Here is a 26,241-nt window from a genome sequence, read left to right as displayed (position 1 = left end):
TGACAATGGGGACAGGTGCAGAACAGGAGCCGGTATCGGCAGACCGCGGACCGCGTGTCATGCTGTACAGCCATGATACCTTTGGGCTTGGTCATTTGCGCCGCTCCCGGGCGCTGGCCGCGGCCATTACGGCGGCCGATCCGTCGGCCTCTGCGCTGATCCTCACGGGGTCACCTGTTGCAGGCCGCTTTGCCTTTCCTCGTGGTGTCGATCATGTGCGTTTGCCCGGTGTGATCAAACGCTCTGACGGGTCCTATGCCTCCCGCACCATGGGAATGAGCATTGATGAAACCACTGAACTGCGCTCGGGCCTGATCCGATCCACTGCGCAGCAATATGCGCCCGACATTCTGATCGTCGACAAAGAACCCACCGGGTTTCGCGGCGAACTGCTGCCAACGCTCGAAATGCTCAAGGCAGCCGGGACCTGCAAACTGATCCTGGGGCTTCGCGATGTGCTGGACGAACCCGATGTCCTGGCCGTTGAATGGAACCGCAAGGACGCCATCCCCGCAACCGAGTCCTTTTATGACGAGATCTGGGTTTATGGTTTGCGATCCATCTATGATCCGACCGCGGGGCTGGATCTGAGCGAGCGAATTCAGAACCGGATGCACTGGACCGGCTATCTGCGCCGGGATCTGGGCACAGTGGGACCGCCACCCGAGCAACCCTATATTCTGATTACACCCGGCGGGGGCGGCGATGGCAAGGCCATGGTAGATCTGGTCCTGCAAGCTTATGAGGGCGACCCTGATTTGTCCCCACGCGCGCTGTTGGTGTATGGGCCATTCCTGTCCGGCGACACCCGTGACGACTTTGAAGACCGCGTTGCCGCATTAAATGGCCGGGTGACAGCAACTGGGTTCGATTCCAAGATCGAAACCCTGTTCTCCGGTGCCTTGGGTGTTGTCTGCATGGGAGGGTACAACACCTTCTGCGAAGTCCTGTCCTTTGACAAACCGGCTGTTATTGTCCCGCGAACCGTGCCCCGTTTGGAACAATGGATCCGCGCATCGCGGGCCGAACAATTGGGGCTGGTCCGCATGTTGGACGAAAAACGGGACGGGATGACCGTAGAGACGATGATTGCCGCAATCCGCGGGCTGCCAATGCAGCCCCGCCCATCCATGGCGATTTCCACCGGGCTGCTTGATGGGCTCGACTATGTGACAACCCGGGTTGCGCATCTGCTGAAAAAATCCGCTGCAAAGGCTGCCGAATGACATCTTCGCCCGAGACGCTTGCTGTTGTGGTCAAGGGCTGGCCGCGCCTGTCCGAAACCTTTATCGCCCAGGAACTCGTCGCCCTCGAAAAGGCGGGGCACAGCTTTGCCATTTGGTCCCTGCGTCATCCGACCGACACGAAACGTCATCCATTGCATGACCAGCTTCAAGCCCCTGTGCGATACCTTCCCGAATATCTGTATCAGGAACCGGAACGCACCTGGCGCGCCCGGGATGCGGTGCGGGCTTTGCCCGGATACGCCGCCGCCTATCGCATCTGGCGCGCCGATCTGCGCCGCGACCCCACCACCAACCGCATTCGCCGGTTTGGGCAGGCCTGTGTTCTGGCCCATGAATTGCCCGAAGGGATAACTGGGCTCTACGCCCATTTCCTGCACACCCCTGCATCGGTCACACGCTATGCCGCCATCATCCGGGGTCTGCCTTGGGGGTTTTCCGCCCATGCCAAGGACATCTGGACCTCGCAGGACTGGGAAATCTCCGAGAAACTGGACCCTGCTCATTATGGGGCCGATTTCGGGGCGACCTGCACCGCTTTTGGTGCCCGTCACTTGCGCAATGCATCCCCAGACCCGGACCGCATCGATCTGGTTTATCACGGGCTGGACCTGACCCGGTTCCCCGATGCCCCCGATCGGCTCTGGCGCCAAGCCCACGAACCGCTGCACATGTTGTCCGTGGGACGCCTGGTCGAAAAGAAGGGGTTTGACCGGCTTATCGCGGCGCTTGCCCTGTTGCCTGACGACCTGGATTGGCATTGGACCCATATTGGCGGCGGCGGCCTGCGGGATCTGCTTCAGGATATGGCCGCGGATGCGGGTATTGCCGATCGTATCACCTGGAAAGGGGCCTGTGACCAACCCGAGGTGGTCGCCGCCATGCGCGAATGCGACCTCTTTGTGCTTCCCAGCCGAATTGCCGATGATGGCGATCGCGACGGGCTGCCCAATGTGTTGATGGAGGCCGCTTCGCAGCGGTTGCCAATCTTGTCCACACCAATCTCTGCGATTCCGGAATTCATTGATAACGGCACCCACGGCACCCTGGCCCAGGATCTGCCCGATACTTTGGCGACAGCCATCACCAAAATCGCGGCCCACCCACATGATGCAGCCAAGATGGCCGAAGCTGCGTTGGCTCGGCTGAAATCGGAATTTGGCATGGATCCCGGTATTGCCCAGCTGTCAAAACGCCTGAAAACCATGTGTCAGGATCCATGACCCAGGTCGCTTTTTATGCGCCCATGAAGGCCCCAACCCACCCCACGCCATCCGGGGACCGAGAAATGGCCCGCAATCTGATTGCAATGATCGGACAAAACGATGCCACGGTGAACTTGGTGTCCGAACTGCGGTTGCATGAAAAAGCCGGTGATCCACTGGCACAGATCGAAATCCGCAAACAGGCCGCTGCCGAAGCACACAGGCTGATCCGTGACCTGCCCGAAACGGACCTGTGGGTCAGCTACCACAACTATTACAAAGCGCCCGATCTGATTGGCCCTGCGGTGTGTGCGGCACGACAAATTCCCTATGTCCAGATCGAATCCACCCGCGCCAAGAAACGCCTGACCGGACCATGGGCCGGTTTTGCACAGGCCGCGCATGACGCCTGTGACGCCGCTCAATTGGTGTTTCATCTGACTGGGCAGGACCATTTTGCCCTCAATCGTGACAAACCTGCGACACAGCTCCTGGCACCGCTGCCGCCGTTCTTGCCCACCGACACCTTACCCCCAGCCTCGGACCTCGACGGGCCAATCCTCAGCGTTGGCATGATGCGCGAAGGTGACAAGCTCGCCTCGTATAAAATCATAGCAGAAACTCTGGGCCAAACACCCGGCGACTGGCGGCTCGAAATCGCCGGAGATGGCCCCGCCGAACCCCAGGTCAGGGCCTTGATGGCCCCCTATGGGCATCGCGTGACATATCTGGGCCGGTTGGATCAGGACACTTTGTCTCACGCCTACCGGCGGGCAGGGCTGTTTCTGTGGCCCGGTGTGAATGAAGCCTTTGGCATGGTCTACCTCGAAGCGCAGGCCCATGGTCTCCCTGTTGTGGCCCAAAATCGGCCTGGGGTCCGCGATGTGTTGGCCCCCGGATCTTACCCGGCGCTCAAACAGGGCGAATCTGCTCTGGCTGGCGAAATCTCGCGCCTGCTGGCAGATCCGAAACTGCGCCAGTATCGTGGGCGCACGGCCCGCGACTATATCAAGGCCAACCACCTGATCGGTTCTGCGTCGCTCCGCTTTTGGTCAGCTGTCACCCCCCTGTTGGAGGCCCCGTCATGATCCGCCTTGCCCTGCTTCGTCACGGTCACACCGACTGGAATCGCGCTGGCCGCATTCAGGGGCGCAGCGACATTCCGCTGGATGCCTCCGCACGGACCGAATTGGCCACGCAAATGCTGCCGCCCCCTTGGGACCAGGCCGATATCTGGGCGTCTCCGCTCAAACGGGCGGTTGAAACTGCAAAACTGGTGTCCGGCCGCGCACCCCGCACCGACCCCGCGCTGATCGAAATGAACTGGGGGAAATGGGAAGGGCAGCACGGCAAGGAGCTGATCGCCACCCCCGACAGCGGCTATCGCCACATCGAACACTGGGGCTGGAACTTCTGCCCACCAGACGGCGAATCGCCGGCACAGATCCGCGACCGCCTGCAACCCTGGGTGGCCGGGCTGCGGCGCGATACGGTGGCGGTCTGCCATATCGGCATCATGCGGGTACTGCTGGCGCAGGCGCATGGCTGGAACTTTGAAGGGCCGGCCCCATTCCGGATCAAACGCAACCGATTGTTCGTGATCGAATTGGACGGCGACACCCTGCGCCCCCAACCAGACCCTGTTCGACTGGCCGTTCGGGATATCACACCGTGAAAGTCATGATCGCCGTCACCCATCTGTTGGGAACCGGGCATCTCAGCCGGGCCCTGACCCTGGGTCGGGCGTTTGCCCAACAGGGGCATCACGTGGTGCTCGCCTCGGGCGGGTTTCCGGTTTCTCAGTTGAAAACCGATGGCATAGAGTTCGTGCAGCTTCCTGCCCTGCGTTCAGACGGCGTGAATTTCACCCGCTTGTTGACCCCCGCCGGATCGTGCGCAGACACAACCTATCTTGGTAGCCGCGCAGACGCATTGCGTCAGAAGCTCGTCACCCTACAGCCCGACATTTTGATCACCGAGCTTTACCCATTTGGCCGCCGCGTGCTGGCGGCAGAGTTCCTGTCGCTTTTGCAAGCCGCCCACCAATTGCCAATACGCCCGGTGATCCTCAGCTCGATCCGGGATATTCTTGCCCCGCCTTCAAAACCAAAAAAGGCAGTGGCAGCCGATGAGGTGATCGCCAATTGGTATGATGCCGTCCTGGTCCATTCCGACCCGACCACAACCACACTGGATGTCAGTTGGCCCGTTTCCCCTCTGTTGGCCACCAAACTGCGATATACGGGATTTGTCGCGCCTCCGCCGCCGTCTCCACATCCGCAGCAGGTCGGCAAAGGCGAAGTTCTGGTTTCCGCCGGAGGCGGCAGCGTGGGTGACGCGCTGTATGAAACGGCAATGATCGCCGCCCGGACAGACACGGAAACCACCTGGCGCCTGCTTGTGGGCGGACCCGAAGCCAAGACCCGGATAGACAGATTTCGAACCATTGAATCGCCTGCTGTCTTGGACACGGCCCGCCCGGATTTTCGCCAGATGTTGTGCCATGCCTCGGCTCTGGTCGGCATGTGCGGGTACAACACCACAATGGATCTGCTTCAGACTGGGATTCCATCCGTGCTGATTCCATTTGATGCCGGCAGCGAAGTCGAACAGACCCTGCGGTCAACCAGCCTCGCCAGGATGCGCGGCATCGAAGTGATCCCCAGCGCCAACCTGACCCCTCAAACCTTGGGCGCAGCAGTGAACCGGGTCCGGGCTGCTTTGGCGCGCAAAAGCGACACCATCGCATTTGACGGCGCAGACAACACCGTCGACATTGCCTGTAAAATGGCACAGGAGCGCCCATGACCCCCGATTGGAGTCCCTTGGATCAGGAAATGGCCAGATGGCAGGACCTTGGGTTGACCTTGCCTTTGTGGTGGCGTGATGATGATGCAATCGCGCCAACCCGGCACTTGGAACGCCTGATTGCACTGTCTGAGCGACTATGCCTGCCTGTGCATCTGGCCGTTATCCCCTCGATGGCGTCTCAGGCATTGGCGCATCGGATTGCGCAAACTCACCTGCGTCCTGTGGTCCATGGGTGGACGCACACCTCCCACGCGCCGTTGACAGAAAAAAAAGCGGAATTTGGAGCCCATCGACCCGCGCAGGACATGCTGGACGATGCCCTTCGGGGCCTGGCAACGCTGCAGCAATTGTTTGCTGGCGCTCTGGTTCCAATGTTTGTGCCACCGTGGAATCGGATCGCACCCGAAATCGTCGCGGGCTTGCCCGATTTGGGCTATGCCGCGCTTTCGACCTATACGCCGCGCACATCCCGGCTGGCAGCACCGGGGTTGGTGCAGATCAATACCCACCTTGATCCCATCCACTGGAAAGCCAGCCGATCCCTGGTCCCCGCCCAACAGCTGGTGGATCAGATTGCGCGTGATATGGCACACCGGCGCGCCGGGCATACGGACAATGCCGAACCCTATGGAATTCTCACCCACCATCTGATTCATGATGACGCGATCTGGGCATTTACAGATGCGCTGATCACCCGCCTGCTGGCAGGCCCGGCAACCACATGGATCTATCAATCAAGGACAACAACATGAGCCGACTGGACAGTATGCTGCGCCGACTGACCGCCCAAAGGGACGGCCTGAATTGGGCCGCCGATCAGGTCACCGACATATCGGGGGATGTGTTGGATATGGGATTGGGTAATGGGCGGACCTATGACCACCTGCGCGAGATCCTGACAGACCGCAGGATCTGGGTGATCGACCGCGTTTTACAATGCCATCCCTCCTGTGTGCCCCCCGAGGCCGATTTCCTACAGGGTGAGGCCGAGCCAATGCTGAACAGGCTGGCCCAAAATGATCACCAGGTTGCCCTGGCCCATTATGACTTCGGCTTTGGGATCAAGGAAAAGGACGTTGCCGAGGCGGCCCGGCTCTCCCCGACCATCGCGTCGGTCATGGTGCCGGGTGGGATCATTGTCTCGGGCCAACCGCTGGTTGGATTCACCGAACTCGACGGCCCCGTCGGCATCCCGCCGGGCCGTTACCTGTTCTACCGTGCCTGAGCCGAAATACCCCAGATCGCAAACAGCCACACACATGGGGTTCCAATGACATTCACCCGATACGCCATCTATTACGTCCCCGGCGCTGATGCGCGATGGAGCCGATTTGCGACTCAGTGGCTGGGCTGGGACATGGCGCTTGGGCAGCCTGTTCCACATCCGGATATCGCGGATCTGGACATCAGTCCCCTGACCGAAACGCCCAGGAAATACGGGCTGCATGCAACGCTGAAGCCTCCGATGCGTCTGGCACCGAACCACTCCGCCGATGCCCTGCGCGCAGCCTGCGAAACGCTCGCCAAATCCCGGGCACCGGTCACCTTGGACGGATTACAGCTCACGCGCATAGGGCGGTTCCTGGCACTCGGGGCGATTGGAGATACCTCTGACCTGAACCGATTGGCTGCGGCCTGTGTAACCGAGCTGGACCAGTATCGCGCCGCCCCGTCCAAAGAAGAACAGGCGCGCCGGGTGCGTCCCAACATGTCTCAGGCACATCTGGCCAACCTGGCACAATGGGGGTACCCCCATGTGCTGGATAACTTTCGATTTCACATCACTTTGACCGGAAAACTACCTAAACCACGCCTGTTGCAGGTCGAAACCCTACTGAAGGACCGCTTGGCCCCATTGCTCCCTGTGCCCTACATCTTGTCGCAGATTGCCCTGGTTGGCGAAGCGGCAGACGGCCGGTTTCACCTGATCGAACAATTCAAACTGACAGGCCAGGCCTGACCAGGTTTCCTGAGGCCAAAGCCGCTATCCCGGATCGTTTCAGTCATTGGACAGCATTGCGCAAGACTGCGCATTTCTGCGCAAGGAACAGAACCGGTTCAGGATACAGGCGCTGGTGCGCTCGTCTGTTCCGGATTGGCGCAGTGCCACTCGGACCGCCGACCGGACTGCGTCCTGTCGGCACCGGTTGGAGCCGAACCGCCGGGCAAAATCTTCAAGGCGGTGCCACTCAGATCCCTGGACACCCCATCAGCGGCGACACACCCGTCATCCAACCTGACGACACAATCGCAATATCGCTGCGCCATATCTGATGATTGCAGATCCAGAACCACGCTACAGCCCCGATCCTCCTGCAGGCGGCGCAGGTTCTGCATCACGGCCCGGGCATTCAGCGGGTCCAACCCCGCGCTTGGCTCCACGGCAAATACGACCTTAGGCGCATCCATGAATGCCGAAGCAATGGCAACTTGCTGGCGTTGCCCATCAGACAGCTGTTCGACCCTGCGCAATGCCAAAACACCAATTCCCAGATCATCCAAAAGCGCCAACGCCCGATCAACCCGGTCCAAGGCGTGCAGCTTGAACACTTTGGCCAAGGCAAATTGCCCACCGTCTCCACCGTACAAAACAGTTGAAATGACGTCCTTGTGCGGATCCAGATCAGATCCTGAGCGGATCATTGCACAATCAGACTGCCATCCCGACGGCGCATGATCCTCCGCCGGTCCACCGCAGGCAACATGACCTGCCTTGGGCCTGTTCATCAGGCCCAGCGCATTCAATATGTCCGGCACGTCGACCCCGGATCGACCGATAAGCCCGACAACACATGGTGTCGCGACCCGCTCTGCTATCGACTGTCCAACCACGCATTTTTCCGGATCAACAATACTGAACACGCTTACTCTCCCGATCGACCGAACATCCGTCGCCCCATAAAACGATACTGACGTGACAGTAACGTGAACACCGGGGCATTCATGCGCAGGACCAAGTTGTTGCGCCCACCCCTGTTCGAACTCCAAAAGACAGGCTATATGGCCCAGACCCCTCCTTTTCGTGCACAAGGAAGCTGCCCGATGTCCTTTGATCGCAACATCAAGATCGCCCCCTCTATCCTGGCTGCCGATTTCGCCAATTTTGGCGCAGAATGCCAAGCCATCGAAGCGCAAGGCGCAGATTGGGTCCATGTCGATGTCATGGACGGCCATTTTGTGCCCAACATCTCCTTTGGTCCGGCGACCTGTGCTGCGATCCGCCCCCACATCAAAACCGTGATGGATGTGCACCTGATGATCTCGCCAGTGGATCCCTACATCGAGGCTTTCGCTCAGGCAGGTGCTGATTTCATTACCGCCCATATCGAAGCCACCCCGCATACCCACCGCACGCTTCAGGCGATTCGCGGCAGCGGGGCCAAGGCCGGTGTCGCTCTGAACCCGGGCACACCTGCAGATGCCATCGAACACCTGCTGGATCTGACCGATCTGGTCTGTGTGATGACGGTGAACCCCGGGTTTGGCGGGCAAAAGTTCATCGACATGACATCCAAGATCCGCCGCCTGCGCGACATGATCGGCGACCGTCCGATCCACATCGAAATCGACGGTGGGGTTGATCCCAAAACCGCGCCTCTGGTGGCCCAGGCTGGCGCAGACGTTCTGGTCGCCGGGTCTGCGGCTTTCCGCGGCGGTTCGGTGTCCAACCCTGCCCCCTATGGTGAAAATATTCGCCAAATCCGCGCAGCGGCCGAAGGGGTCTGGGTCTGACGGCCAATGGTTGAAGTTGCCGCCAAATTCTCCTGCCCCAACCTGCTGGCAGGAGATAAAAATGGCCGGTCAAATATCTGCTCCCCTTCTTCATCTCGCCATAAAACTCCGGGGTGAATTGGCTGCAAGCCAAGAGGGGCAGCGCCCCTAAATCAGAAAATGATCCAGCGTGGCACAGCCACACTTTTTGATAACTGACAGATCAGGCCAACTGATCGGCAAAATGCCCAAGCAGCTTGTGCTTGAGGATCTTGCCGGTCGGGGCCGCCGGCAATGATGGGGCCAGGATGATCTGACTTGGGCGTTTGTAACCGGCCAATTGACTCGCCACAAAAGCGCGCAATTCCTCGGTGTCAGGCATGTCCCCGGACGCGACCTGAACAAAGGCCACCACTTCCTCGTCTCCGTCGGCCCGTCGCCCCACGACTGCGGATTGCACCACTTGGGGATGGGCGTTCAACGCCGCTTCGACTTCGGGCGGGAACACATTGAACCCACCATGAATGATCAACTCCTTGGCACGCCCATCGATATGCAGCAATCCAGCCGCATCGAACCGCCCCAGATCTCCCGTGCGCATCCAGCCGTCCCGATCAAGCGCCCGCATGGTTTCTGCCGGGTTCCGGTAATACCCCAGCATGACATTGGGGCCCTGAACCAGAACTTCGCCCAACCCGCCGCCTCCGCCGCTCACGGTTTCGTCCAGCCTCACGTTCACTTCTGGCAAGGGAGGGCCGACCGACACATCCGGCACACCAATCCGGTTGCTGGTCGCACAGATGCCCGCCGTGGTTTCTGTCATGCCATAGCCATTTTGAACCGCCACCCCGTAAAAGGCCTCGGCTCGACGTTTCCAATCCGGATCCAACGGCGCAGCCCCGGACGACACATAGCGCAGCGCGCTGCCCTCCAACCGGTCAAATCCTTGTTCCTTGGTGTATTGCATCAACAGGGCATGCATCTGCGGCACCGCAGACAATAACGTCACACCTTCGCGCAACGCCTGATACAGGCGTGCTGCGGAAAATCGCGCTTCCAACTGGACCGGCGCACCGATGTGAATCGCCGCCGTCACCACAGAGGCCAACCCAAAAACATGGGTCGTCGGCAACACCCCATAAATCACGTCATCAATGGTCATGTTGCGCAGCTCGGCAGAGGTGCGCCCGCCAAACAACAGGTTGGCATGGCTCAGCATCACGCCCTTGGGATCGCCGGTCGTGCCGGTCGTATACAACAGAACGGCCAGATCATCCGGCGCATCCGGGTTGCTTTGGCCTGTTCGGGCCAGATGCACCGCCCCAAAGCGTCCCGTGATTTCCCGGGCATTCATCCAGGCGGCATGTGCCTGGGCATCAGGAGAAACAGATGTGGTCAACACCGCCGCAACCGGGGTGGCGTGACCTTGAATGCGTTCAATTTCGGCCTGTGTCTGACGGGCATTCACCGGCACGGCAACCGCCCCCAAGCGATAACAGGCAAACAGGGCCGCGACCTTGGCACAGCAATTTTCCGACAGGATCAAAACCCGGTCTCCACGCTGTACTCCCGATTGGGCCAGATGCACCGCCAGATCATCACAGGCACGATCCAGATCAGCATAAGTCCAGCGGGCACCGCTGCTGTCATAAAAGGCCAAGGCCGAGGGGCGCACCTCCAACTGGTGCCGCAGCAGATCTTCCACTCTGTCCATTCCACTCCCCTCCCAAGGCAAAACAGGCACCCGGTGCCCAGTCTTTATGTCTGAAATCGCGGTGGCCGCTTCTCCAGAAACGCGGCGATCCCTTCTGCGGCTTCGGTGCCTCCCGCGGCCCGTGCCATCGCATCACGCTCCGCGTCCAGCTGTGCAATCTCGAAACGGTCATAAGCCCCAGCGACCAGTCCCCGGATCACCCGTTGTGCATCACGCGGCCCCTGTGCCAGCGCGTCCGCCAGCTCCTGCGCCCGGTCCAAAACCTCTCCGGCCGCGGCAACAGACGTAATAGCTCCCAATGCCTGCAGCTGCTCGGCACTGACCGGACGGCCCAGCAGGCACATCTCCATCGCCAACGGGCGAGGCACCATCCGGGCCAGCGACGCCGTCAGCCCACCGTCAGGCACCAACCCCGCTTTGACATAAGCGGCGGTGAAATTGGCCCCAGCTTCTGCCACAATCAAATCACATGCCAATGCCAAAGACGCCCCGGCCCCCGCAGCGCCCCCGTCCACCGCCGCGATAACGGGCACCGGGCAGGCGCGTATACCACGGATCACATCATGCAGGTCATCGACCTTGTCCCGGCGTTCAGCTTCAGTCAGCCCACGCCGGTCAATCAGAACATTGAGGTCCCCGCCCGCGCAAAAGAAGCCGCCTTCCGAGGTCAGCAAAACCGCGCGAATCCGTGTTTGGTGCGCCAATTCCAGCGCGGCGTTGATTGCATCGTACAAATCCTGCGACAATGCCCCGCGCCGCGTCGGGTTCATATTGACCACAACGGCACGATCGTCCTGATCCTCCACGCGGGCCAGTTTGGTCATGTGCGGATCCTTTTGAAAATACCCGAGGCAGTGGCCAGTATTTGTCCTTCGGCGTCGCGCAATTCACCATTGATATAGGCGATGGATTTGCCGCCGCCGGCGGGGCGCGCCGTGGCCGTCACCGTTCCGGCACGGGCCGCTGCAACATAGTTCAGATTCAGCGACACAGTGACCAAAGGTGCATGGTCAATCGGATCAAAATAGTGCGAAGCAGTGTTGCCACAGACCACATCCAACAGGGTTGCGACCATCCCGCCATGCAAAATGCCATGCCGGTTCAGGTGCTTGTCCTCCAACTCCAACGTCACGATGCAGGTGCCAGCGTGACGGTCCAACCGGGTCCGATAGCCAACCATCTGTTGGCAGCCGGGGTCTTCTATAAAACGGATATCGTCGGCATCAGGCGCTGAGGGCAATGAACTGCTCCAATTGGTAATCGGTGTCTCCGAACCGATGATCGGCCATAACGATCCGTTTGGCGATATGGGCCAGCTCATACTCCCGGGTCATGGCGATACCGCCGTGCAGCTGGATGGTGTCTTCGGCCACCAATCGACCTGCCCGACCTATGAGATTGCGCGCTGCCGCGACGTGCAGATCCCGCATGTGGGGCTGATCCGCCAGATGTCCCGCTGCGTTGATCGTAGCCGATCGGGCCTGCTCCATTTCGATCCACAGATCCGCCATTCGGTGTTGCAGCGCCTGAAAGCTGCCAATCGGACGCCCAAATTGCTGGCGCGTCTGCAAATAACGGCGGGTCAGTTCGGTCGCGGTTTCCATCGCACCCAAGGTTTCAGCCGCCAGCGCAACCGACGCCGCCGCCGCCCGTTCGGCCAGCGCAGTATATGCGGTGCCAGCCGTGCCCAAACGCGCGCTTTCCGGCACCACGACATCTTCAAACTCAACTTCGGCGGCCCGTCCACCCGCCAACAAAGGATACCCGCGCACGATCACACCCGCTGTCTCGCGCGGGACCAGAAACAAGGAAATACCATCGCAGTCATCCACTGCGCCGCCTTCGCGTGCGGACACAATCAGGAATTCGGCTGCTTCGGCATTGACCACCACAGATTTGCGCCCTTTCAGCCGCACAGCGTCTCCGGACACAGTGGCCGATACCATAACCCGGTTCAGATCATACCGCGCCGTCGGTTCACTGTGAGCCAGCGCCAGATGCAGGTCCCCTGCGATAACCCGTTCAACCAGCACCTGTTGATCCGCGTTCCCCAGGGACGCCACCAGACCACCACCCAAAATGGCTGTATCCAGGAACGGTTCAACCACGCCAGCACGGCCCAGTTCTTCAAACACCGTGGTGATGTCGAACCCGGCTCCACCAAATCCACCCTGCGCTTCGGAAAACAGGGCACCGACAATTCCCAATTCGGCCAGTTGCGCCCAAAGTTCGGTTGAAAACCCCGTGTCGCTGTCAATAATCCGGTTGCGCACGTCAGTGGTATAACGGTCGGACAAAAACCGGCGCAGTGTGTCCTGCAACATCTGGCGTTCTTCGGTCAGGTCAAAATTCATGCGCCACCCCCCAGCTTTACCTTGGCAATGATATTGCGCTGAACTTCGTTCGACCCACCAAAGATCGACAGCTTGCGATTGTTGAAATACTGGGCCGAAACCGGCCCGCTGCCGTCAGGACCGATAGGGGGTTCATTGCCGCCCTCCACTTCTTCGGACGCAAAGGGCATCGCATAGATGCCAGCGGCGCGACGGGCCAAATCGTTGATCTCCTGCCGGATGATCGTCCCCTTGACCTTGAGCATCGAGCTTTCAACGCCAGGTGCCTGACCCGCCGCGGCCCGCGAAATAATCCGCAGATTGGTGGTTGCCATGGCCATCAGATCTATCTCAACCCTCGCCAACCGTGCTGCGAAATGCGGGGTCTCGATCAAGGGGCGCCCACCCGACATTTCGACCCGCGCCATGCGTTTGACCGCATCCAGACCGGCCTGGGAAAACCCGACCCCGGCAATATTGGTACGTTCGTGGGTCAGCAGATATTTGGCATAGGTCCAGCCCTTGTTTTCCTCGCCCACCAGGTTCTCTACCGGGACACGGACATCGGTGAACCAGACTTCGTTCACCTCATGCGTCCCATCCAACAGAATGATCGGGCGCACCTCGATCCCGGGAGTGTTCATGTCGATCAACAGAAAGGAAATCCCTTCCTGCTGTTTCACGGTGCTGTCAGTGCGCACCAGACAGAAGATCCAATTGGCGTATTGCCCCAACGTGGTCCATGTCTTTTGACCATTGACCACGTAATGGTCTCCGTCTCGAACAGCCTTGGTCTTGAGCGACGCCAGATCCGATCCCGCACCCGGTTCGGAATACCCCTGACACCACCAATCTTCGCCGGACAGAATTCGGGGCAGAAACCGGTCTTTTTGATCCTGTGAACCAAATCGCTGCAAAACCGGACCCAGCATGGTCAGACCAAAAGGCACGATGCGGGGGGCATGGGCGCGACAGCATTCTTCCTCGAAGAGAAACCGCTGCACGGCGCTCCATTCACAGCCACCAAACTCGCGCGGCCAATTGGGGGCCAGCCAACCGCGCTCATTCAGGATTGCATGCCAACGGTCATGACCCGCCTTGCCCAAACTGCGCCCATCGCGAACAGCATCGGACATCTCTTGGGGCAGGTTCTTCTCCAGAAAGTCTCTCACCTCGTCGCGAAAAGCCAGTTCCTCGGCGGTATAGCTCAGATCCATGCGGTTCCTCCCAGAGTGCGTGTTTCATGCGAGGCTCTGCCTCGCGCTCCGGAGTTTCTTGGGCAAGATGAATAGAGGAGCTCTTTCTTTCATCTTGCCCAAGAAACTCCGGGGGTGAGGCCCCAAAGGGGCCGAGGGGGCAGCGCCCCCTGCCCGGTCAGTAGATTTCAAACAGGCCAGCCGCCCCCATGCCACCACCGATGCACATGGTCACAACGCCCAGCTTGGCGTTCTGGCGTTTGCCTTCACGCATGATGTGGCCGACCATCCGGGCTCCGGTCATGCCAAAGGGGTGGCCAATGGCAATGGACCCGCCGTTGATATTGCATTTGGCATCGTCGATTCCCAAACGGTTGCGACAGTAAAGCGCCTGGCTGGCAAAGGCCTCGTTCAATTCCCAGATGTCGATGTCATCAACCGTCAGGCCATGGCGCTCCAACAGGCGCGGCACCGCAAAGACAGGGCCGATGCCCATTTCGTCAGGTTCACACCCTGCAACACAGAAGCCCTTGAATGCGCCCATCGGGTCCAGGCCGCGCTTTTCCGCCTCAGTCGCTTCCATCAGGACAACTGCGGCCGCCCCATCGCTCAGCTGTGACGCATTTCCGGCGGTGATGAATTTGCCCGCCCCGCGCACCGGTTCCAGCCCCGCAAGACCGTCGAGCGTGGTGGTCGGGCGATTGCATTCATCCCGATCCACAGTCACCTCACGCATCGAGATCTCGCCGGTTTCCTTGTCCTTGACAGCCATGGTCGCCTGCATCGGAGCAATTTCATCATCAAACGTGCCAGCCGCCTGGGCTGCTGCAATCCGTTGTTGCGACCGCAGCCCATAGGCATCCTGATCCTCGCGGCTGATGCCATAGCGTTCGGCCACGATATCCGCCGTTTCGATCATCTGCATATAGATCGCGGGTTTATGCTCGGCGATCCAGGCTTCGGGCGATGGGCGTGTTTTGGGTTGCACCATCGAGATGCTTTCCACCCCGCCGGCCACCATGGCCCCGGATCCACCTTCGGTGATTGCCTGTGCGGCCAGGGCCACGGTCTGCAAACCCGAGGAACAGAAACGGTTCACCGTCATGCCCGATGCAGTCACCGGCAGACCCGCACGAATGGCGATCTGGCGGCCGATGTTGCCGCCGGTTTCGCCTTCGGGAAAGCCACAGCCAATGATGCAGTCTTCGATCTCGGAGCCATCCATGCCTGCGCGGGCAACAGCGGCCTGTACTGCATGCCCCCCCATGGTCGCCCCATGGGTGACGTTGAACGATCCACGAAAGGATTTGGCCAGCCCGGTGCGGGCAGCAGATACGATAACGGCTTGTTTCATCATGCGGTTTCCTTGTTCAGATCATCAAAGCTGCGGCCATCGGCCACCAGCTGTTCCAACAGCGGCGCGGGTTGCCAGAAATAGGCGTCATCCTGTGCATAGGTTTTGATATCGTCCAGCAGATCCGACAGACCGACGATATCGGCCCATTTCAGCGGTCCACCGCGATAGCGGGGGAAACCGTAGCCGAACAGCAGGGTCATATCGACGTCCAGCGGGCGCCGCGCAATGCCTTCGCCCACGACCTTGGCCGCTTCATTCACCATCGCCGCCATGTATTTGCGCACGATCTCCTCGTCGCTGAAGTCACGCGGTGTGATCCCCTTGGCTGCGCGCTCCGCTTCGATCAATTGCATGACCTCGGGATTGGGTGTGCCACCACGTTTACCGGCCTCGTACACATAATAACCCTTGCCGGTTTTCTGGCCGAAATTTCCCCCTTCGCACAGCTTGTCCGCATAAGAACTGTCACGGGCACGTGGATCCATCCCTTCGGCGCGTTTGCGCTTGCGCACCGCCCACCCGATGTCCAACCCGGCCAGATCAGACACTGCATAGGGACCCATCGCAAAACCAAAACCGGTCAGCGCTTTGTCAATCTGAAAGGGCGAAGCCCCGTCCAGAACCATATGATCAGCTGCCGTGCGATAGGTGGCCAAAATTCGATTGCCGATGAAACCATCACAGACACCGGCACGCACCGAGATCTTTTTCAGCAACTTGCCCAAAGCAAATCCGGTCGCAACCACGTCCAGAGCGGTCTTTTCTGCAACGACCACTTCGAGCAGCTTCATAACATGCGCGGGTGAAAAGAAGTGCAGGCCAATGACATCCTGTGGGCGCGATGTACAGGCCGCGATTTCATCGACATCCAGATACGAAGTGTTCGACGCCAGGATTGCACCAGGCTTGCAGACCTCATCCAGCTTGGTAAAGACCTGTTTTTTGACGCCCATGTCTTCAAACACGGCTTCGACCACCAGATCCACGTCGCTCAGCGCGGCATAGTCCGTGGCCATGGTCAGCGACTGGTTCGTCAGGGTGTCGAATTGCGCCTGGCTGATCTTGCCCCGTTTCAGGGCACCCTGCAGATTGCCCTCGATCCGACCCTTGGCTGCAGCGGCAGCGGCGTCGTTCATTTCCAACAGAGTCACATTCAAACCAGCCAACAGCGCGGCCGTCGCGATTCCTGCCCCCATGGTTCCGCCACCAATAACCGAAATGGAGGCCAGCGGCCGCGGTTCGACCCCTTTGAGTTCCGGCAATTTCGACACCGCCCGTTCGCTAAAGAACGCGTGAATCAGACCCAGCCGCTGATCGGAATTCATCAGATCCATGAACAGTTCACGTTCCCGGATGATCCCATCCTGAAACGTGGCAGCTTCGCAGGCGGCCTGAACAGAACGCACTGCGGTCGCCGGGGATTGCTGACCCCGGCCTTTTTTCAGCACCGCATCATACACCGAATCAAAATCAACCGGCGCAGGCGCGGGCAATTCACCTACTGCGCGACGGGGTGCGCCGCTGTCGAGCAATTCCTGTACATAGGCCAGACCGATATCCCGCGGGTCCCCATCAACCACCCGGTCAAGCACCCCCAGTTTCAACGCCTCGCCAGCCCCCACATGCCGTCCGGTGGTGATCATGTCCAATGCCGCCTCGACACCTGCGACACGCGGCAACCGCTGCGTTCCACCTGCGCCGGGCAAAATGCCCAGATGCACTTCGGGCAGGCCCACCTTGGCCGATGGAACCGCGATGCGATAATGCGACGACAGCGCCACTTCGAGCCCGCCACCCAACGCCGTCCCATGCAGCGCCGACACCACGATCAACGGCGAAGATTCGATGCGATTGCACAGATCTGGAAGGCCGGGTTCCTGTGGCGGCTTGCCGAATTCGCGAATGTCGGCACCGGCAAAATAGGTGCGGCCCGTTCCATAGATCAGAACCGCCTTGGCTCCTTCGGATTCAGCCCGCTCGATCCCAGCCTGCAATCCCTGACGAACCGCCAGCCCCAGCGCATTGACCGGCGGATTGTCTGCTGCCAGCACTGCGATATCACCAACGCGTTCGTATCTGATGGCTTCGCTCATGGTGGTCTTCCTCTCCTTGTCCGACATCCCGTGTCCGGGGTCGCATCAAATATAAATAACCGACCGTTCGGTCGCTGTATTGCCAGACGTAACGTACCTCCTGGCACAAATCAAACGACAGATGGTCTACACCCCTGTTTTTCACCGAACTAAGGGCACAGGATCCGCAAAGCGGAACATTGTTTCGCAAATTTGATCGCAGCCTATTCAGAGCCCGTGGGCCCGATCAAGACAAAAAAGGCGACCCCCACCACGGGGACCGCCACGACGTTCCGTCACAGACAACGGTGCTATTTGCCGGTCACAACACCGGATGCGATCCATTCATCAAAAATCGCCAGCGCACGATCACAGAATGCGGCATCATTTATGTGGTCTGGCATCGCGTGCAGCATGACGTTTTCCGGGCAGGCGGATTTGATCTCGTCACAGAAGGCGATCAGACCGCCAGCATCATGCAATTCACCACCGGGCCGGTCCCATTCATTGCACCCGCCCTGGGGCAACAAAAGCGCAACAGGTGCCGTCGCCCCGGACAGCTTGTCACAAATTGCGCGTGCGACGGTGCGGCGTTCAACCGCGTCCAACATGGCCGACGTCAGAAGCCGGTTGTGCGCATGGGTTTCACGCCCCACCAACTGCTGCGGCGGATCCTGCCATCCCACAAAATCCACCAGATCGTAACATCCCGGCGCAATCAACTGAGGCGTGCCGGATTTCCCGGCATTGGTCATCCGATCCGCCCCGGCGCTGAGCCCACCAAAAATGTGATTGCTCACTTCCTGAGGAGCAAAGTCAAACACCGCTGCAAAGGCCCCTTCGCCAGCGAGGCTTTCAAAGGCCCGCCCACCCATTCCGGTGGCATGAAAGACGGCCACTTCGAACCCGCGCGCCTCCAGCGCCGGTTTCAGCGTCACCATGTACCGCAGCACCGTCTTGCCAAACGACGTCATGCCGATCAGCGGCCGATCCCGTTTCGGCGCTTCAACCGCCCGGGCCGCACCCAACACTGCACCTGCCGCCTGGGACAGAGAGGCCTTGCAGATGGAGTTCAACCCAAAAAGCCCTCCGGCCCACAGGATCATCTGAACATCCGATGGCAGTCGTTCGGGCGGGATCAGCGGCGAGAATGATACCGTAGAAACCACATATTTCGGCACACCCACCGGCAGCGCCGCACACAGGTCCAGCGCCAGATCGGTACCCATGGTCCCGCCCAGGACGATTACCCCGTCGATCTGCCCGGCACGATACAATGCCAGCGCCTTGGCCGCCGATCCACGCGCCATGATCTGCATCGCGGTGTTTTCGTCGCCGGACTCTATGGCCTGCTGAATGCTACTCCCACCCGCCTCGGCCACGTCATGTTTGCTGACATCGGTGGGTTTGGACGGATCGCCCAGAACGCTGACATCCATCGACAGGACATTGCCACCCTGTGCCCGGATCACATCCGACAAATAGGTCAGCTCATCGTCTTTGGTGTCATAGGTGCCGGCGACGAGAATGGTTTTTTTGGTCATGTCTTCGCTCATTTCTGGCCTCACAACTGAATCCAGGCGGTTTTCAGATCAACATATTTGTCGAGCGCATGCAGTGATTTGTCGTGACCATTGCCGGATTGCCCAACCCCGCCCAAGGGCACCGTATTGTCGGCTCCGCCATAGGTGTTCACATGCACGACGCCGGTCCGAATACCCGCGACCATACGATGGGCCCGACCCAGGTTCGCGGTCCAGACCCCGGCCGCCAGACCAAAGTCGGTGGCATTGGCCAGGCTCAACGCCTCTTCTTCGGTGTCGAATTTGGTCACCGACAGAACAGGACCAAACACCTCCTGCTGGAACAGGGTCGCATCACGGGTCACATCCGCCACGATGGTCGGCGCCATGTAGGTGCCGCCAGTGCCCGCCAAAATGCGGGTGCCGCCGGTGACAATACGGCCGCCTTCGGGACCGACCGTGTCCATAAAGGACAGGTTGCGGGCCAGTTGATCCTCGGAATTCACCGCGCCGATCTGGGTGTTCAGATCCAGCGGATCCCCAACTCTCAGCGCTTGGGCTTCGGCCTGTAACATGGCGACGAATTCATCGTGAATGTCCGATTGCACGAGCAACCGCGACCCGGCCACACAGACCTGGCCTGAGTTGCGAAAGATCCCCGCCGCAGACACTTTTGCCGCCTTGGCCAGATCCGGCGCATCGGCAAAGACGATGTTGGGGGATTTCCCGCCCAGCTCCAGATAGCACCGCTTCAAATTCGACCGCGCCGACGCCTCCAGCAACCGCCGCCCGGTGCCGCCCGACCCGGTAAAGGTCAGCACGTCCACATCCATATGCATCGACAGCGCCGCGCCGGTTTCCGCGCCCGATCCCGTGACCACGTTCAGCACGCCATCCGGCAGGCCACAGTCCGCACAGATCTGCGCCAGCCGCAGCAATGACAGCGACGCGGTTTCGGCGGGCTTCAGCACCACGGAATTGCCCATCGCCAACGCCGGGGCCAGCTTCCATGCGCCGATCATCAACGGGAAATTCCACGGCACAATCGCGCCGACAACACCCACCGGTGCCTTGTGGACCAGACCCAGCACATCAGGCGCGGTGGGTGCAATCTCTCCACCGACCTTGTCCAGTGCCTCGGCATAATAGCGGAATGTGCCTGCCGCAGACCCCGGTTCCGCCTTGAGCGCCATATTGAATTCGGTGCCGTTGTCACGCACCCCCAACACGGCCAGCGCAACGGCTTCGGCCTCGATCCGGTCGGCGATCTTGTGCAGGATCTTCTTGCGCCCCGCCGGGGCCATCCGGGACCAACGCCCATCGTCAAACGTCGCCCGCGCCGACGCCACCGCGCGATCCACATCGCCCACGGACGCGCCGGACAGCGTGGTCAGATAAGATCCGTCAATCGGCGAAGTAACTTCGAGTGGCGTGCCCGTACCACCTTGCCACGATCCTTCAAGAAAGAGTTCTTGCGGCGCGACATCAGTTTGCCGAAGCGCATTGATGAGTTCCTGGTCTGCCATTCGGCCTCCTTGAGTTCCTTGCGGTCCTTCAGCACCCGGCGGAAGTGGTTCGCAAGAACGATAACGATGATGAGAAACAGGATGAACGCGACAGGGCGATCAATGAAATCCAAGGGCTCCTTGACCCGCGCCATCCCGGCGCGCAGCTTGACCTCCATGATACCGCCCAGAACCATGCCCAACACAATGGGCACCGATGGCATCGACAGGCGTTTCAGGATATACCCCAGCACCCCAAACAGCGCTGCCATCACACAGTCGGCGGCCGAATTGCGCAAGCTGTAAACCCCAACAAAGGACAATGTCAGGATGCAAACCCCAAGAAAACGGTTGGGAATACGCACCACCTGAATCAGCGATTTGGTGGCAAACAGCAGAAAGACCAGGACCAGCACGTTCAGGATCAACAGCGCGATATACAGCGCGACGACAAAATCCATCTGATTCTGGAACAGCCCAGGCCCAGGCACCACGTTGTGCACATAAAACACCGACAACATCATCGCGGTCAGCGCCTCGCCCGGAATGCCCAGCGCCAGCAGCGGCACCATGGCGGCGGCTGGCACCGCGTTGTTGGCGGTTTCGGCGGCGATCAGCCCCTCGGACGATCCATTGCCAAAATCCTGCGGGCGTTTGGATGAGCGTTGCGCATAGGTGTAGGACATGAATTGCGCGGTGAATTCACCAACCCCCGGGATCATCCCCATGACCACGCCAAAGGCCGCCGATACGCTGGCAACTCGGGGATGACGCACCAATTCCCGCAGGCCCTGAAACATGCCACCACGCAGTTTGGTCAGGTGGATCTTTTCGTCTTCATCTGTCAGCAGGACAAACGCCTGGCTCAGGGCAAACAGCCCCAGAACAACGACGATCAGGTTGATACCACCGCCCAGAAAATCAGACCCGAATGTATAGCGTTGCGAATATTTGACCGGCTCCAACCCGATGGTCTGCATAAAGATGCCAAAGGCCGCCAAGGCCCCGGCAATCAACGCCTGCCCCCGATGCGCGACAACCACCAGGATCAACCCCAACAACGCCGCCAAGAAGATTTCGCGCGAGCCGAACATGGGCGCAACTTTGGCCAGCACAGGCGCGAACAGGATCAGGCAGATGACCGAAAAGATACCGCCAAAGAACGATGCGGAATAGGCCAGAGACAAGGCGCGGCGTGGTTCTCCGCGCGCGGTCATCGGATAGCCATCATAAGTGGTCAGCGCGTTGACGGCGGTGCCTGGCGTATTGATCAAAATGGCCGGAATCGCGCCGCCATACATGGATGACCCGTAAATGCCCAGCAACACGGTCAGGCCAACAATGGGATCCATAGAAAACGTGGCCGGCAACAGGATGGCGATGGCAACGGCCGGACCAACCCCCGGGATGGCCCCGATCAGAACACCGCCAACAGACCCGGCCAGCAGGGCAAGCGCCACATCCCAGCGCATCAGAATTTCAACGGCGGACAGCAGAAGATCCATGATGGGTCAGCCCTCTAGAAATACAGAATAAAGAAGGAGCGCAGGCCACCGGGGAGATATTCATAGATCATCCCCCCCGGAATCTTGACCGACAGGAACGTCTTGAACAGCAGAACCACAAAGACGGCAAAACCGACGCTAACCCACATCATGAACCGGCTGCGATACCCCATGCGCCAGCTCAGCGCAGGAACGAATATCAGCGTCACCGGCAGATAGCCCAGGATCGGCACGGTCACGACGTAGACCATGAACCAGACCGCAAATTCCAGAACCAGCGCCCATTTGCGCACTTCCCACCAATCATAACGCGACACATGCCGCCACGGCAGACGATACAGATGGACCCCGCCAAACAGCACCATCAGCCCCAATCCAACAGCCGGCCAGAACCGCGGCTGGGCAAACAGTTTGGACTTCTCGACCCAGCGGGTCTGTTCGGTGATCAGCCCCAGCAGAACGATCGAAACCACAACAAAAAACAGGGCAAAGACCAACTGACCGCGCCGCGGCCCGACAAAGCGGTTTTCTTTTTCGGAAGGCATGTTCGCGACTTTCCAGACAAGGCGCAGGCCGGGCCAAGGCCCGGCCCGTGCAAGACCGTTTTACTGAAGCAGTTCGCCGATCCGGGCGACGGTTTCGATGTCCGCGGCCACCCGGGCCGCCGAGTCATCGGCATTCTGCCAATAGACCAGGGCTCCGGTTTCGGTAGCGACCTTCTGGGCGCGGTCGCTCATCATGGTTTTCTGTGCCACGGCAATGATCTTGTCACGGACGTCCTGAGGCGTGTCCTTGGTCACGAACAGACCGTTCCACAGTGCGATGTTCAGGGAACTGTCCAGTTCTCCGATGGTTGGTGCGTCCGGAATCAGCGGGATCCGTTCGTCCGTGATCGACACCAGAACCTTGACCTTGTCCAGGCAGGGCAAAATCAGCTGCAGCGTGGTGTTGATCACATCCGCATCACCCGAGGCCAGCGTATTGCAATCCAGCGCGTCGAACGCCGCGTCCGATCCCCAGCTGAACCCGGCATTCACGGCAAAGGCTTTGGTCACCTGGGTCGGTGTCAACACATCGCCAAAGTGGCCCAGCGCGACGTCGTTGGATTTGGCGTGTTCGGCCAGTTCAGCCATCGTACCATACGGCGCATCCGCCGATGCCGCGATGACGAACGGATAGGTCAGGAAAATCCCCAGCGGGTCGAATTTGGCCGGGGCCAACGGTGGAATGTCGATCTGGTGGCCCAGAACCGGCACCCCGATCACGAACGACCCGATCGTGTAGCCGTCCGCCGGTGCATTGGCGACTTCGATGGCACCAGGAAAGGGGCCGCCGCCACCGCCGGGTTTGTTCACGACCGCCGCTGCCACGCCATATTCCGCCTGGAAATCATCGGCAATCATCCGGGTCAGCACATCTTCGAGGTCACCGGGCGGCCACGGCACGATAAAGTTCACCGGTTTTTCCGGGTACTCTGCCATCGCGGCCCCGGCGGAAATGGTCAACGCGGCCCCGGCCAACGCACCTTTGAGCAATGTCTTGATCATCATTGTATCTCTCCCTGGCTAATTCTCATCGGTTCATTATTCGAACCACTGGTTTGAATTTAGATTGACAGACCCCCCACCAATCTGTCAACAAAATAACAACGCAAGTATTTCGATTTCCCCGGTTCGCCCCGGAAACGATACGAAAGGGAGCCTGAACTCACCCATGGGAACCGTGTCCAAAGCGCTGTCTTTGTTGAATTATTTCAACCACAGCTGTACCGAAATCGGGCTGAGCGACCTCACCCGCCTGTCAGGCATGAACAAGGCAACGGTTTACCGACTGATGAGCGAATTGCAGGATTCGGGATTCGTCGAACAGGCCGACACTGACCGGTCCTACAGGCTGGGACCGCAAGTTCTGAGACTCGCCGCGCTGCGCGAAGCGTCGGTCCCGATTCTCTCTGTCTCTCGCCGGATCCTGCGGGAATTGTCCGAAGCCACGGGTGAAACAACCCATATTTCTCTGCTCCAGGGGGAGCATCTGATTTCTCTGTCGCATGCCTATTCGCGCCAACACGCCACAAAGGTGACAATGGAGGACGCCGAGGTTCTCTCCTATCACGCGACCAGCTCCGGGCTCGCCGTATTGGCCTTTGCCGATCCGGCCACCGTCGACGATGTGCTGTCCAGACCCCTCCTGGCGCGCACCCCCAGAACCATTGTCGATCCCCAACAGATCCGGGCCGAGCTGGACAAGGTCCGACGCCGCGGAATTGCCGAATCCGTTGGCGGTTTTGAAATCGAAGTCCATTCGCATGCTGTTCCAGTTTTTGGCCCCAATCGCGCGCCCATAGGTGCGCTCGCGGTGGCGGCCCCCGAGGCCCGTGTCACCGGCGCACAGAAGGACACCATCCGGGCCGAGCTGTTCAGGCTCGGCACTGAACTGACCGATCGAATCGGCGGGATTGCCCCCGCCGCCTTTCCGCATATGGCCCCTGCCTAGCCCTCACCCCCACGCGGTCCATAACCGGGTCGCCGACAGGAGCAAGACACATGAAAGACTCCAATTTCCTCAAAGAGATGAATGCCCGATCCGTCTGGCACCCCATGGCCCACCCCGCCGACAGTCACGCCAACCCACCCACCATCGTCACCGGGGCATCAGGTGTCCGGATCAAGGACGTGGATGGCCACGAAGTCGTCGATGGCGTTGGCGGTTTGTGGAACGTGAACCTCGGGTTTTCCTGCCAACCGATCAAGGATGCCATCGCCGCACAGCTGGACGCGCTGCCCTATTACTCGATCTTTCGCGGCACGACCAATGACAAGGTCATCCAGCTGTCCGAAGAGTTGCGCACATTCTTTGAACCCGACGGGTTGACCCGCGCGTTCTATACGTCGGGTGGATCGGATTCCGTGGAAACCGCCCTGCGCCTGGCACGCCAGTACCACAAGATCCGCGGCGATACCGGGCGCGTCAAATTCCTGAGCCTGAAAAAAGGGTATCACGGCACCCACATGGGCGGTGCTTCAGTCAACGGAAATGCAAATTTCCGGACCCAATACGAACCGCTTCTTCCGGGGTGTTACCACATTCCGGCTCCTTACACGTATCGCAACCCATTCAACGAAACCGACCCTCAGCGTCTGGCACAGCTCTGCCTGCAGGCGCTCGAGGACGAGATCGCGTTTCAGGGGGCAGGCACCATTGCCGCGATGATCATGGAGCCGATCCTGGGGGCGGGTGGCGTCATCCCCCCCCATCCAAGCTTCATGCCCGGTGTGCGCGACATCTGCACAAGGAACGGCATCCTGCTGATCGCGGATGAGGTCATTACCGCCTTTGGCCGCACCGGCAGCTGGAGCGGATCCCGTCATTGGGGCGTTCAGCCTGACTTCATGTGCACCGCCAAGGCAATCACCAATGGGTATTTCCCGTTCGGTGCCGTGATGATCGCCGAACAGGTGGCCGAAACCTTTGAACAGGATGCCAGCGGCAAAGCAGCCATTGGACATGGCTATACCTACTCCGGCCACCCCGTCGGCGCGGCAGCAGCCCTGGCCTGTCTGGCCGAAACCCAACGCCTCAACGTGCCGGAAAATGCGACCGCCCGTGGCGAACAGCTGCACCAGGGACTTCTGGCGCTTCAGGCCAAACACGACGCCATCGGAGATGTACGCGGTGGCCACGGGCTGATGTGCGCCATGGAACTGGTGTCCGATCGCGAAACCAAATCCCCGATCGACAAAAAAACAATCGCAACCGTGCAGGAGGTCGCCTATCACAATGGCGCAATGGTTCGGGTGTCGGGTCCCAATATCATCCTGTCCCCGCCTCTGGTCCTGACCCGGGAAGACGCCTTGGTGATCCTGGATGCGCTGGACGCCGGGCTTGCCGCGATCACAGGCTGACACAGCCGACTGCCTGCACAGTCTCGCAGGTGATTGCACCCATGATCATAGGCCAGGAAGGGCACCGCCCCTCTTGGCCCCCCTTGGCTCCTCTTGGCCCACAGACCAATTCACCCCGGGATATTTGTGGCCAGGAGAAGAACCGGATTCGGATTCTCCCGCA

Annotated in this window: 24 protein-coding genes; 11 read left to right on the top strand and 13 right to left on the bottom strand. The window is 60.0% G+C overall.

The window, feature by feature from the left end:
* Positions 1-5 precede the first annotated feature (5 nt).
* From QEZ52_RS02645 to QEZ52_RS02610, 8 genes are read left to right on the top strand one after another with little or no spacing between them, the layout of a single operon-like run.
* Positions 6-1,226: a glycosyltransferase family protein gene (locus QEZ52_RS02645; RefSeq protein WP_406650276.1), complete on the top strand. Its 1,221-nt coding sequence runs from the start codon at positions 6-8 to the stop codon at positions 1,224-1,226.
* Positions 1,223-2,467, top strand: coding sequence for a glycosyltransferase (locus QEZ52_RS02640; protein ID WP_406647788.1), 1,245 nt, complete (start codon positions 1,223-1,225; stop codon positions 2,465-2,467). Before QEZ52_RS02645 ends, QEZ52_RS02640 begins: the two co-directional genes overlap by 4 nt.
* Positions 2,464-3,537 (top strand): glycosyltransferase family 4 protein, encoded by a 1,074-nt coding sequence (locus QEZ52_RS02635; protein ID WP_406647787.1) that lies wholly within the window; start codon positions 2,464-2,466, stop codon positions 3,535-3,537. The genes QEZ52_RS02640 and QEZ52_RS02635 overlap by 4 nt, the downstream gene beginning before the upstream one ends.
* Positions 3,534-4,124 carry a histidine phosphatase family protein gene (locus QEZ52_RS02630; protein WP_406647786.1) on the top strand — a complete coding sequence of 197 codons (591 nt, stop codon included), beginning with the start codon at positions 3,534-3,536 and terminating at the stop codon, positions 4,122-4,124. Before QEZ52_RS02635 ends, QEZ52_RS02630 begins: the two co-directional genes overlap by 4 nt.
* Positions 4,121-5,257 (top strand): glycosyltransferase family protein, encoded by a 1,137-nt coding sequence (locus QEZ52_RS02625; protein WP_406647785.1) that lies wholly within the window; start codon positions 4,121-4,123, stop codon positions 5,255-5,257. Before QEZ52_RS02630 ends, QEZ52_RS02625 begins: the two co-directional genes overlap by 4 nt.
* Positions 5,254-6,012 (top strand): polysaccharide deacetylase family protein, encoded by a 759-nt coding sequence (locus QEZ52_RS02620; protein ID WP_406647784.1) that lies wholly within the window; start codon positions 5,254-5,256, stop codon positions 6,010-6,012. Before QEZ52_RS02625 ends, QEZ52_RS02620 begins: the two co-directional genes overlap by 4 nt.
* Positions 6,009-6,485, top strand: coding sequence for a class I SAM-dependent methyltransferase (locus QEZ52_RS02615; RefSeq protein WP_406647783.1), 477 nt, complete (start codon positions 6,009-6,011; stop codon positions 6,483-6,485). The genes QEZ52_RS02620 and QEZ52_RS02615 overlap by 4 nt, the downstream gene beginning before the upstream one ends.
* Before the next feature lie 45 nt (positions 6,486-6,530).
* On the top strand, positions 6,531-7,220 hold the full coding sequence (locus tag QEZ52_RS02610) for a DUF1045 domain-containing protein (RefSeq protein WP_406647782.1): 690 nt from the start codon (positions 6,531-6,533) through the stop codon (positions 7,218-7,220).
* A 98-nt stretch (positions 7,221-7,318) separates the two neighbouring features.
* Here the strand turns inward: QEZ52_RS02610 and QEZ52_RS02605 are convergent, their stop codons facing one another.
* On the bottom strand, positions 7,319-8,122 hold the full coding sequence (locus QEZ52_RS02605; RefSeq protein ID WP_406647781.1) for an ATP-binding cassette domain-containing protein: 804 nt from the start codon (positions 8,120-8,122) through the stop codon (positions 7,319-7,321).
* 180 nt (positions 8,123-8,302) lie between these two features.
* Between QEZ52_RS02605 and rpe the strand changes: the two genes are divergently transcribed.
* Positions 8,303-8,992, top strand: a complete 690-nt coding sequence (rpe, locus tag QEZ52_RS02600) for a ribulose-phosphate 3-epimerase (protein WP_406647778.1) — start codon at positions 8,303-8,305, stop codon at positions 8,990-8,992.
* Positions 8,993-9,194: 202 nt separating this feature from the next.
* Here the strand turns inward: rpe and QEZ52_RS02595 are convergent, their stop codons facing one another.
* The 12 genes from QEZ52_RS02595 to QEZ52_RS02540 all read right to left on the bottom strand — a co-directional run bounded on the left by QEZ52_RS02595 (position 9,195) and on the right by QEZ52_RS02540 (position 23,726).
* Positions 9,195-10,685, bottom strand: a complete 1,491-nt coding sequence (locus QEZ52_RS02595; protein ID WP_406647776.1) for a class I adenylate-forming enzyme family protein — start codon at positions 10,683-10,685, stop codon at positions 9,195-9,197.
* Between the two features lie 44 nt (positions 10,686-10,729).
* Complete coding sequence (locus QEZ52_RS02590; protein ID WP_406647774.1) at positions 10,730-11,509, bottom strand: oxepin-CoA hydrolase, alternative type; 780 nt, start codon at positions 11,507-11,509, stop codon at positions 10,730-10,732.
* Positions 11,506-11,925 carry a PaaI family thioesterase gene (locus QEZ52_RS02585; RefSeq protein ID WP_406647772.1) on the bottom strand — a complete coding sequence of 140 codons (420 nt, stop codon included), beginning with the start codon at positions 11,923-11,925 and terminating at the stop codon, positions 11,506-11,508. Before QEZ52_RS02585 ends, QEZ52_RS02590 begins: the two co-directional genes overlap by 4 nt.
* The gene (locus tag QEZ52_RS02580; protein ID WP_406647769.1) at positions 11,909-13,039 is read right to left on the bottom strand and encodes an acyl-CoA dehydrogenase family protein; all 1,131 of its coding nucleotides are present in this window, start codon (positions 13,037-13,039) and stop codon (positions 11,909-11,911) included. The genes QEZ52_RS02585 and QEZ52_RS02580 overlap by 17 nt, the downstream gene beginning before the upstream one ends.
* Positions 13,036-14,235: an acyl-CoA dehydrogenase family protein gene (locus tag QEZ52_RS02575; RefSeq protein ID WP_406647767.1), complete on the bottom strand. Its 1,200-nt coding sequence runs from the start codon at positions 14,233-14,235 to the stop codon at positions 13,036-13,038. Before QEZ52_RS02575 ends, QEZ52_RS02580 begins: the two co-directional genes overlap by 4 nt.
* A 157-nt stretch (positions 14,236-14,392) precedes the next feature.
* A complete protein-coding gene (locus tag QEZ52_RS02570) occupies positions 14,393-15,568 on the bottom strand; it encodes an acetyl-CoA C-acyltransferase (RefSeq protein ID WP_406650273.1) in 1,176 nt (391 codons plus the stop codon).
* Complete coding sequence (locus tag QEZ52_RS02565) at positions 15,568-17,664, bottom strand: FAD-dependent oxidoreductase (protein ID WP_406647765.1); 2,097 nt, start codon at positions 17,662-17,664, stop codon at positions 15,568-15,570. Before QEZ52_RS02565 ends, QEZ52_RS02570 begins: the two co-directional genes overlap by 1 nt.
* A gap of 290 nt (positions 17,665-17,954) precedes the next feature.
* On the bottom strand, positions 17,955-19,187 hold the full coding sequence (locus QEZ52_RS02560) for a Tm-1-like ATP-binding domain-containing protein (RefSeq protein WP_406647763.1): 1,233 nt from the start codon (positions 19,185-19,187) through the stop codon (positions 17,955-17,957).
* A gap of 20 nt (positions 19,188-19,207) precedes the next feature.
* Positions 19,208-20,575, bottom strand: a complete 1,368-nt coding sequence (locus QEZ52_RS02555; RefSeq protein ID WP_406650271.1) for an aldehyde dehydrogenase family protein — start codon at positions 20,573-20,575, stop codon at positions 19,208-19,210.
* Positions 20,557-22,176, bottom strand: coding sequence for a tripartite tricarboxylate transporter permease (locus QEZ52_RS02550; RefSeq protein ID WP_406647761.1), 1,620 nt, complete (start codon positions 22,174-22,176; stop codon positions 20,557-20,559). The genes QEZ52_RS02555 and QEZ52_RS02550 overlap by 19 nt, the downstream gene beginning before the upstream one ends.
* Positions 22,177-22,190: 14 nt before the next feature.
* Entirely contained in the window at positions 22,191-22,721 is a 531-nt protein-coding gene (locus QEZ52_RS02545; RefSeq protein WP_406647759.1) for a tripartite tricarboxylate transporter TctB family protein, read from the bottom strand.
* A gap of 60 nt (positions 22,722-22,781) precedes the next feature.
* Entirely contained in the window at positions 22,782-23,726 is a 945-nt protein-coding gene (locus QEZ52_RS02540) for a tripartite tricarboxylate transporter substrate-binding protein (RefSeq protein ID WP_406647757.1), read from the bottom strand.
* A 163-nt stretch (positions 23,727-23,889) separates the two neighbouring features.
* On the opposite strand from QEZ52_RS02540, the gene QEZ52_RS02535 reads away from it, so the two are divergent.
* Together QEZ52_RS02535 and QEZ52_RS02530 are read left to right on the top strand one after the other, a co-directional pair.
* Positions 23,890-24,669, top strand: coding sequence for an IclR family transcriptional regulator (locus QEZ52_RS02535; protein ID WP_406647754.1), 780 nt, complete (start codon positions 23,890-23,892; stop codon positions 24,667-24,669).
* A 50-nt stretch (positions 24,670-24,719) separates the two neighbouring features.
* The gene (locus QEZ52_RS02530; RefSeq protein WP_406647752.1) at positions 24,720-26,078 is read left to right on the top strand and encodes an aspartate aminotransferase family protein; all 1,359 of its coding nucleotides are present in this window, start codon (positions 24,720-24,722) and stop codon (positions 26,076-26,078) included.
* Positions 26,079-26,241 lie beyond the last annotated feature (163 nt).

It is taken from the genome of Aliisedimentitalea scapharcae (genome assembly GCF_045277565.1).
Lineage (GTDB): Bacteria > Pseudomonadota > Alphaproteobacteria > Rhodobacterales > Rhodobacteraceae > Aliisedimentitalea > Aliisedimentitalea scapharcae.
This window is presented reverse-complemented; position numbering and strand designations above follow the sequence as displayed.